Source organism: Ruegeria sp. EL01 (assembly GCF_900313035.1).
Taxonomy (GTDB): domain Bacteria; phylum Pseudomonadota; class Alphaproteobacteria; order Rhodobacterales; family Rhodobacteraceae; genus Ruegeria.
In genome coordinates this window covers 243687-256521 of record NZ_OMPS01000004.1, presented here as the reverse complement: position 1 = coordinate 256521, position 12835 = coordinate 243687, and the positions used below count along the sequence as shown (strand labels likewise).

The 12835-nt window shown below is 57.4% G+C and carries 14 protein-coding genes; 6 read left to right on the top strand and 8 right to left on the bottom strand.

Annotation, left to right across the window (positions count from 1 at the left end):
- Positions 1-14 precede the first annotated feature (14 nt).
- The 5 genes from D9K61_RS04315 (at position 15) to D9K61_RS04295 (ending at position 3947) form a co-directional block, all read left to right on the top strand.
- A complete protein-coding gene (locus tag D9K61_RS04315; protein WP_120632011.1) occupies positions 15-890 on the top strand; it encodes an HAD family hydrolase in 876 nt (291 codons plus the stop codon).
- A gap of 101 nt (positions 891-991) precedes the next feature.
- Entirely contained in the window at positions 992-1435 is a 444-nt protein-coding gene (locus D9K61_RS04310; protein ID WP_120632010.1) for a MaoC family dehydratase, read from the top strand.
- 75 nt (positions 1436-1510) lie between these two features.
- Positions 1511-2443, top strand: a complete 933-nt coding sequence (locus tag D9K61_RS04305; protein WP_120632009.1) for a bifunctional riboflavin kinase/FAD synthetase — start codon at positions 1511-1513, stop codon at positions 2441-2443.
- Positions 2440-2913 carry a YcgN family cysteine cluster protein gene (locus D9K61_RS04300; RefSeq protein WP_120632008.1) on the top strand — a complete coding sequence of 158 codons (474 nt, stop codon included), beginning with the start codon at positions 2440-2442 and terminating at the stop codon, positions 2911-2913. Before D9K61_RS04305 ends, D9K61_RS04300 begins: the two co-directional genes overlap by 4 nt.
- Positions 2913-3947: a low specificity L-threonine aldolase gene (locus tag D9K61_RS04295; protein WP_120632007.1), complete on the top strand. Its 1035-nt coding sequence runs from the start codon at positions 2913-2915 to the stop codon at positions 3945-3947. The genes D9K61_RS04300 and D9K61_RS04295 overlap by 1 nt, the downstream gene beginning before the upstream one ends.
- Before the next feature lie 27 nt (positions 3948-3974).
- Here the strand turns inward: D9K61_RS04295 and D9K61_RS04290 are convergent, their stop codons facing one another.
- Entirely contained in the window at positions 3975-4574 is a 600-nt protein-coding gene (locus tag D9K61_RS04290; protein ID WP_120632104.1) for a 2-hydroxychromene-2-carboxylate isomerase, read from the bottom strand.
- Positions 4575-4681: 107 nt separating this feature from the next.
- Here D9K61_RS04290 and D9K61_RS04285 point away from each other — a divergent pair, with 107 nt between their 5' ends.
- Complete coding sequence (locus D9K61_RS04285) at positions 4682-5701, top strand: ribose-phosphate pyrophosphokinase (RefSeq protein WP_120632006.1); 1020 nt, start codon at positions 4682-4684, stop codon at positions 5699-5701.
- A 749-nt stretch (positions 5702-6450) separates the two neighbouring features.
- On the opposite strand, the gene D9K61_RS04280 is transcribed toward D9K61_RS04285, so the two are convergent.
- From D9K61_RS04280 to D9K61_RS04250, 7 genes are all read right to left on the bottom strand, one after another.
- A complete protein-coding gene (locus tag D9K61_RS04280; RefSeq protein WP_120632005.1) occupies positions 6451-6801 on the bottom strand; it encodes an H-type lectin domain-containing protein in 351 nt (116 codons plus the stop codon).
- A 118-nt stretch (positions 6802-6919) separates the two neighbouring features.
- A complete protein-coding gene (locus tag D9K61_RS04275; RefSeq protein ID WP_120632004.1) occupies positions 6920-7330 on the bottom strand; it encodes a F0F1 ATP synthase subunit epsilon in 411 nt (136 codons plus the stop codon).
- 12 nt (positions 7331-7342) lie between these two features.
- Positions 7343-8767 carry a F0F1 ATP synthase subunit beta gene (gene atpD, locus D9K61_RS04270; RefSeq protein ID WP_120632003.1) on the bottom strand — a complete coding sequence of 475 codons (1425 nt, stop codon included), beginning with the start codon at positions 8765-8767 and terminating at the stop codon, positions 7343-7345.
- A 20-nt stretch (positions 8768-8787) separates the two neighbouring features.
- The gene (locus D9K61_RS04265) at positions 8788-9663 is read right to left on the bottom strand and encodes a F0F1 ATP synthase subunit gamma (RefSeq protein ID WP_120632002.1); all 876 of its coding nucleotides are present in this window, start codon (positions 9661-9663) and stop codon (positions 8788-8790) included.
- A gap of 15 nt (positions 9664-9678) precedes the next feature.
- Positions 9679-11217 carry a F0F1 ATP synthase subunit alpha gene (atpA, locus tag D9K61_RS04260; RefSeq protein ID WP_120632001.1) on the bottom strand — a complete coding sequence of 513 codons (1539 nt, stop codon included), beginning with the start codon at positions 11215-11217 and terminating at the stop codon, positions 9679-9681.
- Positions 11218-11778, bottom strand: coding sequence for a F0F1 ATP synthase subunit delta (locus D9K61_RS04255; protein ID WP_120632103.1), 561 nt, complete (start codon positions 11776-11778; stop codon positions 11218-11220). It abuts the gene before it with no gap.
- A gap of 313 nt (positions 11779-12091) precedes the next feature.
- Complete coding sequence (locus D9K61_RS04250; RefSeq protein WP_120632000.1) at positions 12092-12826, bottom strand: class I SAM-dependent methyltransferase; 735 nt, start codon at positions 12824-12826, stop codon at positions 12092-12094.
- Between the last annotated feature and the right edge of the window lie 9 nt (positions 12827-12835).

Sequence of the window (12835 nt, the reverse complement as noted above, 5' to 3'; positions counted from 1 at the left end):
CCGGACCCGCTACTATGACCCAGATCATTACTTCGCTGTCTGAAATCTCTGATCGCTACAAGGCACTGTTCGTGGACCTATGGGGTTGCGTGCACAACGGGATCACCGCCTACCCCGAGGCCGTTGCCGCCTTGCAGCAATACCGGAAAGCAGGCGGGTTTGTAGTGTTGGTCACCAACTCGCCTAAACCCCGCGCCGGGGTTGCCGATCAACTCTCGCATTTCAACGTTCCGTCTGACGCCTATGACACGATCGCAACCAGCGGAGACTCGGCCCGATCCGCCATGTTTCGCGGCGCTGTCGGCGAAAAAGTGTTTTTCATGGGGGAATGGGAACGCGATGCAGGTTTTTTTGAACCTCTGAAATTGCTGCATCACCCTATCCACATCGAACGTGTTCCGCTGGATCAGGCGGAAGGCATCGCGTGTTGCGGGCCGTTTGATCCGATGGCGGATCCTGACGTGAACCGCCCCGATTTCCTGTATGCCAAGCAGATGGGCCTGAAGCTGCTATGCGCCAACCCAGACATCGTGGTTGACCGGGGCGAGGTTCGCGAATGGTGTGCCGGAGCACTGGCACGGCTTTACACCGAAATGGGCGGCGAAAGTCTTTATTTCGGAAAGCCGCACCCGCCGATCTACGATCTGGCCCGCCGCAGGTTGCAAGAACTCGGCACGGACGTCTCTGACGGGGACATTCTGGCCATCGGAGACGGCCCCCACACAGACATCATGGGCGGCATGGGAGAGGGAATCGATACCCTCTTTATTTCGGGTGGTCTGGCTGCGGCGGAAACAAAAACGTCGCACCACCCGCATGCAGAATCCCTAACCACCTATATTCAAAAAGAAAAGATCAATCCCACCTTTACAATCGGCCGTCTGAGGTAGTTATTTTTCACTTGATTTTCTGCAGTTGCGAAGTAATAAAGTTGCCAACCTTGACCTAATGATGGTTTTTTCTTTCACGGTCGACATCGAGTGAGGGCAACATGTTGGATAATCTTCCACGCGGAACGATTTGTATCGAAGACATCGAGATGGGCATGACCCGGCATCTGCGCAAAGTGGTGACGGATGAAGATATCGAGATGTTCGCGCAGATCTCCACTGACCGGAACCCGGTGCATCTGGATGATGATTACGCCCGCGATACAATCTTTGAGGGGCGCATCGCCCATGGCATGCTTACGGCGGGTCTGATCTCGGCCGTGATCGGAGAACAACTGCCCGGCCATGGCACGGTCTACATGGGCCAATCGCTGAAGTTCCTTGCCCCCGTGCGCCCTGGTGACATGGTCTATGCTGAGGTCAAGGTAATCGACATGGATGTCGCCAAACGGCGCGTCAAGCTGGATTGCCATTGTTCCGTTGACGGGAAGAAAGTGCTGGTAGGCGAAGCCATGGTACTGGCCCCAAGCCGCAAGTTTGACTGACTTGTCGGCAACTTGAATTCCGCGTGGCCTGATCTGCGGCTTGAACCTGCCGGGTAGTCCCGTTAGGCAATCTTCATGCAGATCATCCGGGACTTCCAGTTTGTTAAGCCTGAGGACCGTGGCGCCAGTGTCGCGATCGGGAATTTTGACGGTGTTCATATCGGGCATCAATCCGTCATCGACCTTGCACGCAGCGCAGCGCCGGATGCGCCGCTGGGCGTGATGACGTTCGAACCACACCCGCGCGAGCATTTTGCACCCGGTAGCCCTCCGTTTCGTTTGATGCGTGGCAACGCGCGTGCGCATCGGCTGCAGAAACTGGGGGTACGCAAACTGTATGAGCTGCCATTCAACGCGGCTCTGGCCGGGCTGACACCCGAGGAATTTGCCGGAATGGTGATCCGTGACGGGCTGGGCCTGTCGCATGTGGTGGTTGGTGCTGATTTCTGCTTTGGCAAGGGCCGCAGCGGGACCGCGCAGGATATGGCGCACTTCGGTCGGGAAATGGGGTTCGGCGTCACCATTGCGCCGCTGATGGAACGATCCGACAATGTGGTGTCCTCAACCGCGATCCGGACCGCGCTGACCGAGGGTCGCCCGCGCGACGCTGCTGCAATGCTGGGCCACTGGCACCGGATCGAGGGCGAGGTCGTAGGCGGAGAACAACGGGGACGCGAACTGGGCTTTCCCACCGCCAATATGTCGATCCAGGGATTGCATCCGCCGAAGTTCGGGGTCTACGCGGTTCTGGTCGATGTGCTGGACGGCCCGCATCAGGGCAGCTATCGCGGTGCGGCCTCGGTTGGAACACGGCCGATGTTTCAGGGCGAAGTGCCGAATATCGAAACCTTCCTGTTTGACTTCTCGGGCGATCTGTATGGTGCGACGCTATCGGTCGGGCTGGTCGACTACCTGCGTCCGGAGATGACATTTGACAGCCTCGAGAATCTGATCGCACAGATGGATGCAGATTGCACCCGGGCCCGCGGGATTCTGGTCAACCCATGACCACGGACCCGATCAATCGCGCGGGCCTTTCACCCCGGTTTTGGGAACGCAAGTCTCTGCGCAAGATGAACCCCCAGGAATGGGAGGCGTTGTGCGATGGGTGCGGCAAGTGTTGTCTGAACAAACTGGAAGACGAAGATTCGGGCGAAGTTGCTCTGACCTGTGTCGCCTGCCGCCTGCTGGACGATGAAACCTGCCGCTGCACACAATACGATATCCGACACCAATTCGTGCCCGAGTGTATTGTCTTGAAGCCCGACAATATCGACAGCCACGCCTATTGGTTGCCGCAGACCTGCGCCTACCGCTTGTTGTGGGAGGGCAAACCGCTTCTCGACTGGCACCCGTTGCTGTCTGATACGCCCGACAGCGTCCACGCAGCAGGGGTATCCGTGCAGGGGCGTACCGTATCAGAATTCGAAACGCCCATGGAAGAATGGGAAGACTACATTATCGAGGAGCCAAACTGATGCAATTTGCCTCTGACAATTCCGGACCCGTTCATCCCGAAGTGCTGACTGCACTAACCGAGGCCAATCGCGGCTATCAGATGGCTTATGGTGCCGACACCCAGATGAACGAGGTACGCGATCAGATTCGCGGTATCTTTGAGGCCCCCAGGGCGGCGGTCTATCTGGTTGCGACGGGAACGGCAGCAAATGCCTTGGCGCTATCGACCCTGTGCCAGCCGTGGGAAACCGTATTCTGTGCGCCCGTGGCGCATATCCACGAGGATGAATGCAACGCACCAGAGTTCTTCACAGGTGCCAAGCTGACGCTGGTTCCGGGTGGCGACAAGATGACACCCGACGCGCTGCGACAATCCATTCTGGGCGAGGGAAACCGCGGAGTTCACGGCCCACAGCGCGGACCTGTCTCGATCACCCAGGTGACCGAGCGCGGATCGGTCTACACTCGGTCTGAGTTGCAGGACTTATGCGATGTTGCCAAGGAATACAGCCTGCCCATTCATATGGATGGCGCCCGTTTTACCAATGCGCTGGTCGCGCTGAATTGCTCGCCAGCCGAGATGACATGGAAAGCCGGTATCGATGTCGTCAGCTTTGGCGGCACCAAAAACGGATTGATGGGCGTCGAGGCTGTGGTCTTCTTTGACGAAAGCAAGGCGTGGGAGTTCGAACTGCGCCGCAAGCGTGGGGCGCACCTGTTCTCCAAACATCGCTATTTGTCGGCGCAAATGGCTGCCTATCTGCGCGATGATTTGTGGCTGAAATCAGCGCGCCAGGCCAATGCCAACTGCACCCATCTGGCAGAAGGGCTACGTGCGACTGGGGCAGAGTTCTTACATGAGCCGCAAGCGAACATGATTTTCGCCCGCTTTCCGCGCCGTCAGCACAGGCGTCTACACGACGCAGGCGCAGTCTATCACCTGTGGGGCGATACCCTGGACGGCGCCGATGACGATGAGATGCTGGCTTGCCGCCTGGTCTGTGATTGGTCCATTGGAACCGACCAGATCGATCGGTTCCTGAGCCTTCTGTGACGACCGCCGGGCGAGGCCCTGCCCGACCTATGTGAGAGCGGCGAGATGCCGATCCAGATCCTCTAGCCGATCCTGCCCCCAGAACCTCTGGCCGTCTTCCGTGATGTAGAACGGTGCACCAAAGACACCGCGATCTACCGCTTCTTCAAGATTGGCCGCATAGGTTTCGGCGCCAACTAGAAGGCCACTATCAGCAAGGTCCGGGTTGAACCCCGCGTTCGACAGGCATTCCCGGATCACCTCATCTTGCGCGATGTCTTTTTCTTCAGCCCAGCAGGCACGCAGAACCGAATGGCACAGTTTGCCAACGTCTCCAGAGCCATCCTTGATCGCCGCGATCAAGGCATAGGACGACGGCGCCGCATTTGTTGGCCAGTGAGCAGGTTGAAGATTGAAATCCATCCCGATTTTCTGAGATTGACGCATCATCTCTTGCGTGCGGTATTCGATACGCGAGATGTGCCTGTCTTTGGGAAGTACCCCGCCGGTCCTGCCAAACAGGGCAATGATGTCCAGCGGCTTGTAGTTGATCGACGCGCCATGCTTGGTCGCGATCTCTTCCAGACGAAGACCTGCCAGATAGGAATAGGGCGACAGTGTCGCAAAAAAGTAGTCAATCTGGGTCATGTTCACTTTCTCCGCTGGGTTACCTTTGCGGAACGGTAAGGCCATGCTAAGCGGTGTCAACATCACGAATCTGTCACATTGCCAACGCTGCCCGGGGACCTCAGCCGATGCCGACACTCAACGAACCCAAGCTTATCGCTGGGAACGCAAATCTTCCGCTTGCCGAAACCATTGCCCGCCGCATGAGCCTGTATCGTGGTGTTGACCAAGGTCTGGTCGATGCGAGGGTCGAACGGTTCAACGACGGAGAGATTTTCGTCGAAGTGTTCGAGAACGTCCGCGGTGAGGATATGTTCATTATCCAGCCCACCTCAAACCCGGCAAATGACAACCTGATGGAGCTGCTGATCATCTCTGATGCGCTGCGTCGATCGTCGGCATCACGTATTACCGCGGTGATCCCTTACTTCGGTTACGCCCGTCAGGATCGCCGAACCAAGGCCCGTACGCCGATCAGCGCCAAGCTGGTTGCCAACATGTTGACTGGTGCTGGAATTGAGCGGGTTCTGACCATGGACCTCCATGCAGCTCAGATCCAGGGTTTCTTTGATATCCCCGTGGACAACCTTTACGCCTCGCCCATTTTTGCGCTGGATGTAAAAACCCAGTTCAAGGATCAACTGGACGAGATCATGGTCGTCTCGCCTGACGTTGGCGGAGTTGCGCGCGCACGCGAATTGGCAAAACGCATCAACGCCCCGCTGTCGATCGTAGACAAACGCCGCGAAAAAGCTGGTGAAATAGCCGAAATGACTGTGATCGGTGATGTCAAAGACAAGATCTGCCTGATCGTAGACGACATGTGCGACACAGCCGGAACGTTGTGCAAGGCAGCGCAGGTTCTTTTGGATAACGGTGCCAAGGAAGTTCATTCCTACATCACTCACGGCGTCATGAGCGGCCCTGCGGTCGAACGGGTGACAAACTCCGTCATGAAATCTCTGGTGCTGACAGACACGATCCAGCCAACCAAAGAAGTCGCCAAGGCGAAGAACATCCGCATCGTGCCAACCGCCCCGATCTTTACCCAAGCGATCCTGAACATCTGGAACGGCACAAGCGTTTCATCCTTGTTCGAGGACAAAACCCTAACCCCGATTTACGAGTCGATGTATCACATGGACTAACCGCGTCGGGCGGTAAGGTATCTCGAGCCTCGCCGCCAATGCCATGAAATTCTAATTTCATCAGGCAATGATTGTCTGCAAAGCGGACCCTTGGGTTTCTATCGTCAGTGTCCGCTTCGTAGCCTATAGAGGCGCTTCGATTCCTTCGGGAACACGTCCTGATCAAGCTGCATGATCAACCCCAACGGGGTCTCACGAGAAGTGACCTGTCGCCAGCCAACTGTTTCTGCGGCGATCCAAAGGCCGGAAGACAAGCTAAGCACGCCGTTACATCAGCGATCGAAAATGGGCTGACGCCACTGGTGCACAGGCTCTATGACGAAGCAGAGCAAAGTGTCACTCATCTATCCACGCTTGAAACCCGCCTGATCGACCAGCCAAATCGAAAGGTCCGTGTCCATTGCGCTCGGGACATTCTAATCTAGGGGATCACACCTGGGTTAAGCAGCCTGCGGCGACAGTCCTCGCAGCTTAACGTTCAGCTTTACCGAGAATGCGCGAGACAGCGACCTTGCCTACCTGTCGGATGTATGCGTTCCGGTTAGTCGCGCATTTACAAAACCGGTGGAAGAGCCATTTCGCGTCGTCGTCGCACACTTCCATCCGTTCGCTGCATGGCCATGCGTGCGCTGGGTCAATCTTCAGAATGTCCCGTTGATCCACCGGCCCCAATTGCCCGAACACCAATCGCATACAGCTTGTGCTGTCTCAGGTATCCGACGCGGCACATGTCACGCACGATATGCTGGTTAAGAAATGTTCCAGTCATCTTCATGTGCCACTTCGCCGATTGCGGTCCAGGCGACTCGGATGCGGGCAATGCGTGTGTCTGACCACGTCCGGAATACGGCATAGAATCCTTCCTCTGTGATCTCTTCGGCCTGCACCTCGGCGCGCAAAGCTGAGGACGTGTCCACGTCCCACAGTGATACGCCAATTTGTACGACCGGAACCGAACGGAACGGTTGGCTGAACGCAATTGCGGTTCTGCGTTCGCGTGGGCCATCGCCTGTCCACATCTGTCCGCCATCGGCGAATTCCGAAAACAGCACTTCTTCGCCCTGATCAATGCCAATGGGATGGGATTTAAACGTTTTCATGCTTGCATCATTTTCATTCAATTCTCGCAACCTACCCTGACCTCATGGCGAACGCACGACAAAAAAACGGCCCCGCAAACGCGGGGCCGTCTAGAGAAAACATAGTGCACAGAGACCCTTACAGGCTCATATGTGTTCCCAGAGCTTCCATATCGGCCAGCAGCTTGGCTGCATCGTCAACAACGGACTGATCTTGGCCCTCTTTAGCCGCATCATGCGAGGTGCGCGCCTCGGCGATCAGATCGTCCAGATGCGACCGGGTCACTTCGGCCACCGGGATCGCCTTTTCGGCCAAAACCGACAGGCTGTCGCCGTTGATCTGAGCAAACCCGCCTGTGACCAGATACTCGCTGGACCCTTCGGGGGCCTCGACCTTCAACAGACCGGGGCGCAGCGTGGTGATTGTGGGGGCATGATCGGGCATCGCCGTCATGTCTCCGTCCGCGCCGGGAAGCTGGACCGCGGTGACCGCGAGCGAAGCAAGGCTCCGCTCGGGGCTGACGAGATCGAATTGCATCGTGTTTGCCATCAGGTGTGCTCCTTAGGCGGCTTCTGCGGCCATCTTCTCCGCTTTGGCGATCACTTCGTCGATGCCGCCAACCATCAGGAAGGCCCCCTCGGGCAGGTGATCGTATTCGCCAGCAACAACCGCTTTGAACGACGCGATGGTCACATCCAAAGCAACCTGTACGCCGGGCGAACCGGTGAAAACTTCGGCCACGTCGAACGGCTGCGACAGGAAGCGTTCGATCTTACGGGCGCGCGCCACGGTCAGTTTGTCTTCTTCCGACAGTTCGTCCATGCCGAGGATCGCGATGATGTCCTGCAGCGACTTGTAGCGCTGGAGGATCTGCTGAACCTCGGTCGCAACGGTATAGTGCTCTTCACCGACAATCGCCGGATCAAGCAGACGCGAAGTCGAGTCGAGCGGGTCAACAGCCGGGTAAATACCCTTTTCCGAGATCGCACGGTTCAGAACCGTGGTCGCGTCCAAGTGCGCAAACGACGTGGCCGGCGCAGGGTCGGTCAAGTCATCCGCAGGCACGTACACGGCCTGAACCGATGTGATCGAGCCGGATTTGGTCGAGGTAATACGTTCCTGCATCGCGCCCATGTCGGTCGCCAGCGTCGGCTGATAGCCCACAGCCGAAGGAATACGGCCCAACAGGGCGGACACTTCGGAACCGGCCTGCGTAAAGCGGAAGATGTTGTCGACAAAGAACAGAACGTCGGCACCGGTGGAATCACGGAATTGTTCCGCCAGGGTCAGGCCCGACAGAGCGATCCGCATACGCGCACCCGGAGGCTCGTTCATCTGACCGTAGACCAGTGCGATCTTCGAATCTTCCAGTTTATCGGGGACGATAACGCCGGATTCGATCATCTCGTGATACAGGTCGTTGCCTTCACGGGTCCGTTCACCAACACCGGCGAACACGGACACGCCCGAGTGCACTTTGGCGATGTTGTTGATCAGTTCCATGATCAGAACGGTTTTGCCAACACCGGCACCGCCGAACAGGCCGATCTTGCCGCCTTTGGCGTAAGGGGCCAGCAGGTCAACAACCTTGATGCCTGTGACGAGAACTTCGGATTCAGTAGCCTGATCCGCGAAATCCGGCGCATCCTGGTGGATGGAACGGGTTTCAGTAGTTTCTACGGGGCCTTTTTCGTCAATGGGCTCGCCCACAACGTTCAGAATACGGCCCAGGGTTGCGTTTCCGACTGGAACCGCGATTGGTGCGCCGGTGTCGGTTACAGCTTCGCCGCGAACCAGACCTTCGGTCGCGTCCATCGCAATCGTGCGGACGGTGTTTTCGCCCAAGTGCTGTGCAACTTCCAAAACCAGCTTCTTGCCGTTGTTGGTGGTGTCCAGCGCGTTCAGAATTTCAGGCAGCTCATCATCAAAGTGCACGTCAACGACGGCCCCGATGATCTGTGTGACTTTGCCTTTTGCATTCGCCATGTTTCGTCTCCGGTTAGTCTCTACAGCGCCTCAGCGCCGGAAATGATTTCAATCAGCTCGTTGGTGATGACGGCCTGACGCGAACGGTTGAACTGGATCGTCAGCTTGTCGATCATCTCACCCGCGTTGCGTGTTGCGTTGTCCATCGCGGACATCCGTGCACCCTGTTCCGAAGCCCCGTTTTCAAGCAGAGCCGAGAAGATCGCCGTGGCGACCCCTTTGGGCAGCAGATCGGCCAGGATGGCCTCTTCGCTAGGCTCGTAATCGAAGATGGCACCGCTGTCGTCACCCTCGGTTTCTTCGAACGAAGCCGGGATGATTTGCTGCGCCGTCGGGATCTGGGTCACAACGTTGACGAACTTCGAATAGAAGATCGTCGCAACATCAAACTCACCCCCGTCGAAGCGGGACAGGATGTCCTTGGCGATGTCCTGCGCGTTGGTGTATCCCAAACGCTTGACCTCGCTCAGGTCGATATGCCCAACGAACAGATCGCCATACTCGCGTTTGATCGCGTCGCGACCTTTCTTGCCGACGGTCAGAATTTTGACCGTCTTGCCCTTGGCTTGCAGCTCATAGGCTTTGGCGCGCGCCAGCTTGGCGATGTTCGAGTTGAAGCCGCCGCAGAGACCGCGTTCGGCTGTCATGACAACCAGCAGATGGACATCATCGCTGCCCGTACCCCGGAGCAGTTTAGGGGCGCTGTCGCTGCCCCCGACCGACGCCGCCAGCCCCGCCATCACGGCATTGAACCGTGCGGCATAGGGGCGCGAGGCTTCGGCAGATTCCTGGGCGCGGCGCAGTTTTGCAGCCGCGACCATCTGCATGGCCTTGGTGATCTTGCGGGTCGATTTGACCGACTCGATCCTGTTTTTAAGATCCTTAAGATTTGGCATGTGCCCACCTCTCCCTTAAGCGAAGGTTGCGGCGTAATCGTCCAGCGCACCCTTGATCTTGTCGGAAGCGTCACCCTTGATCTTGGGATCTTCATCGGTGATCCACTGAAGCAGGTCCGCATGCTTGCCACGCAGGTGCGCCAGCAGGCCAGCCTCATACCGGCCAACCTCGGACACGTCGATCTTGTCGAGGTAGCCATTGGTACCAGCGAAGATGACGCAGACGATTTCAGCGTTGGTCAGAGGCGAGTACTGCGGCTGTTTCATCAGCTCGGTCAGACGCGCACCACGGTTCAGCAACTGCTGGGTTGCGGCGTCAAGGTCGGAACCAAACTGCGCGAACGCAGCCATTTCGCGGTACTGAGCCAGTTCCAGCTTAACCGGACCGGCGACCGACTTCATCGAGTTGGTCTGAGCGGACGAACCCACACGCGAAACCGATAGACCGGTGTTCACAGCGGGGCGGATGCCCTGATAGAACAGTTCGGTTTCCAGGAAGATCTGGCCGTCGGTGATCGAAATCACGTTAGTCGGAATGAACGCCGAAACGTCACCACCCTGGGTTTCGATAACCGGCAGAGCGGTCAGCGAGCCAGCACCGAAATCTTCGTTCAACTTCGCCGAACGCTCCAGCAGGCGGGAGTGGAGATAGAAAACGTCGCCAGGATAAGCTTCACGTCCGGGCGGGCGACGCAGCAGCAGCGACATCTGACGATAAGACACAGCCTGTTTCGACAGGTCATCATAGATGATCAGTGCGTGGCGGCCATTGTCACGGAAGAATTCGGCCATCGCGGTCGCAGCATAGGGTGCAAGGAACTGCATCGGCGCCGGGTCGGACGCGGTAGCAGCAACAACGATCGAATAGTCAATCGCACCGGATTCTTCCAGTTTCTTCACCAGCTGCGCAACGGTCGAACGCTTTTGACCGATGGCAACGTAAACGCAGTACAGCTTTTTCGACTCGTCGTCGCCAGCGGCTTCGTTATAGACCTTCTGGTTCAGGATCGCGTCCAGAGCAACGGCGGTTTTACCGGTCTGGCGGTCACCAATGATCAGCTCGCGCTGGCCACGGCCAATCGGGATCATCGCGTCAACCGACTTCAGGCCCGTTGCCATCGGCTCGTGCACCGATTTACGCGGGATGATGCCCGGCGCTTTGACGTCTGCAACGCCGCGCTCGGTGGATTCGATTGGGCCCTTGCCGTCCAGCGGGTTGCCCAGACCATCAACAACACGACCCAGCAGACCGTTACCGATTGGCACGTCCACGATCGAGTTGGTGCGCTTAACAGTGTCACCTTCTTTGATGTCCCGGTCGGACCCAAAGATAACAACACCGACGTTGTCGCTTTCCAGGTTCAGCGCCATCCCCATGATGCCACCCGGAAACTCGACCATTTCGCCGGCCTGTACGTTGTCGAGGCCATATACACGGGCAATCCCGTCACCGACGCTCAGCACGCGACCAATTTCGGCCACTTCGGCTTCCTGACCAAAATTCTTGATCTGGTCCTTCAGGATTGCAGAAATCTCTGCAGCTTGGATTCCCATTTATCCGACCTCTTTCATTGCATTCTGTAGGGAGTTGAGCTTGGAACGGATCGAACTGTCGATCATCTTCGAGCCCACTTTAACGACAAGACCGCCGATGAGGCTTTCATCAACGGTCGCATTTATTGTCACGGTTTTGCCCACACGCTCGGACAGCGTCTTGGACAGTTTTTCCATTTGCGTTTTGGTCAGCGCTTTTGCCGAGGCGACATCGGCGGTCACTTCGCCACGCTCATCGGCCAGCATCTCACGCAGGACGTTCACCAGTTGCGGTACAACGAACAGGCGACGTTTCTGTGCCATCAGGCCCAGCGTGTTGCGCAGGATGGCATGCAGGCCCATCTTGTCGCCAATCGCGGTAATTGCTGCTTCCTGCTCGGCGCGGGACACCAGCGGCGATGCGATCAGATCGCGCAAATCGGCGCTTTCGCCCAAGGCGGCTGCCAGATCATTAATGCCGGTTTCCAGACCTGCGAGGTCTTTATTCTCTTTAGCGATCTCGAAGATCGCGGTGGCATAGCGCATGGCGATGCCTGTGGAAATCGAAGCTGGTTCGGACACGTCCACCCTTCCGATATTTTGGGCCCCGAATTCGCGTTGCGGCAGCTACCCCGGGGGCGTGAAGAAACCCCGGCCAGACGGTCGGGGATCAAAATCACCGGGGATGTAGCAGAGGTGAACCAAGCTAGCAATATATTATAACCGTGACAGCCTTATCCACAAAATGTTTAAATTCATACACTTACGACAAGTGCGACCCTTTGGTTCAGGTACGTCAGTTGAAAAATGTTACGAAATTGCAGGTTTTTGCGATTCCTGTGACTTTTTTCCCTCATGATTTTGTCTTCGACAGGCCTTATGGCGACCCAGCCCGTCAAGCAGGCTTCAGCAAACCATCCAGCGCTTTGATTGGTCGTTTTTCGGCGTCTTTGGTCACGTTGCCGCCCGGTGGCCGTATGTGTTTGGTCGCTTCCACCATAAGGACACCGCCTGCCATGACCGTCGGCAACCGTTGCCCGGTTTTTTCGATCAGGCTGCCGGATTTTAACCAGTAGCGCTTAAAGGACGGTGGCATATACAACGCCGAACAATGGGACCCCGGCAGGAAATGATGGGCCTTTAACTGGCTTTCCAGTTGCGAGGCCGAATAAGGCCGCCCGTAACCGAATGGGGTTCGGTCCGACCGCGACCATAGCCCGGCCCGGTTCGGAACAACAAACAGCGCGCGCCCGCCTGGGCCCAGAACGCGCCAGCACTCTTCAAGCAACTGGCTGGGCCGTTCCGAGGTTTCCAACCCGTGCATCACCACCAGCTTATCCACATGACCGGTTTCGATGGGCCAGAGCGTTTCTTCCGTCAGAACTGAAACATTCGGCATCCCGGCTGGCCACGGCATTACGCCCTGCGGGCCGGGCATCAGGCCGATCACACGCCGTGCGTCCTTCAGGTATGGGCGCAGCAGCGGCACCGCGAACCCAAAGCCCGCAACTGTCTGGCCCTTTGCTTCGGGCCACAGATCTGTCAGGCGGCCACGTATCGCAGCCTGCGCCGCACGTCCTAACGTGCTGCGGTAGTAGAAATTCCTCAGATCCTGCACATCAAGATGCATTGCGGACAC

Bases quoted from the DNA above. Each gene is read 5' to 3' on its own strand.
- D9K61_RS04315 (WP_120632011.1), top strand. From the start codon at position 15: ATGACCCAGATCATTACTTCGCTGTCTGAAATCTCTGATCGCTACAAG.
- D9K61_RS04310 (WP_120632010.1), top strand. From the start codon at position 992: ATGTTGGATAATCTTCCACGCGGAACGATTTGTATCGAAGACATCGAG.
- D9K61_RS04305 (WP_120632009.1), top strand. From the start codon at position 1,511: ATGCAGATCATCCGGGACTTCCAGTTTGTTAAGCCTGAGGACCGTGGC.
- D9K61_RS04300 (WP_120632008.1), top strand. From the start codon at position 2,440: ATGACCACGGACCCGATCAATCGCGCGGGCCTTTCACCCCGGTTTTGG.
- D9K61_RS04295 (WP_120632007.1), top strand. From the start codon at position 2,913: ATGCAATTTGCCTCTGACAATTCCGGACCCGTTCATCCCGAAGTGCTG.
- D9K61_RS04290 (WP_120632104.1), bottom strand. From the start codon at position 4,574: ATGACCCAGATTGACTACTTTTTTGCGACACTGTCGCCCTATTCCTAT.
- D9K61_RS04285 (WP_120632006.1), top strand. From the start codon at position 4,682: ATGCCGACACTCAACGAACCCAAGCTTATCGCTGGGAACGCAAATCTT.
- D9K61_RS04280 (WP_120632005.1), bottom strand. From the start codon at position 6,801: ATGAAAACGTTTAAATCCCATCCCATTGGCATTGATCAGGGCGAAGAA.
- D9K61_RS04275 (WP_120632004.1), bottom strand. From the start codon at position 7,330: ATGGCAAACACGATGCAATTCGATCTCGTCAGCCCCGAGCGGAGCCTT.
- atpD (WP_120632003.1), bottom strand. From the start codon at position 8,767: ATGGCGAATGCAAAAGGCAAAGTCACACAGATCATCGGGGCCGTCGTT.
- D9K61_RS04265 (WP_120632002.1), bottom strand. From the start codon at position 9,663: ATGCCAAATCTTAAGGATCTTAAAAACAGGATCGAGTCGGTCAAATCG.
- atpA (WP_120632001.1), bottom strand. From the start codon at position 11,217: ATGGGAATCCAAGCTGCAGAGATTTCTGCAATCCTGAAGGACCAGATC.
- D9K61_RS04250 (WP_120632000.1), bottom strand. From the start codon at position 12,826: ATGCATCTTGATGTGCAGGATCTGAGGAATTTCTACTACCGCAGCACG.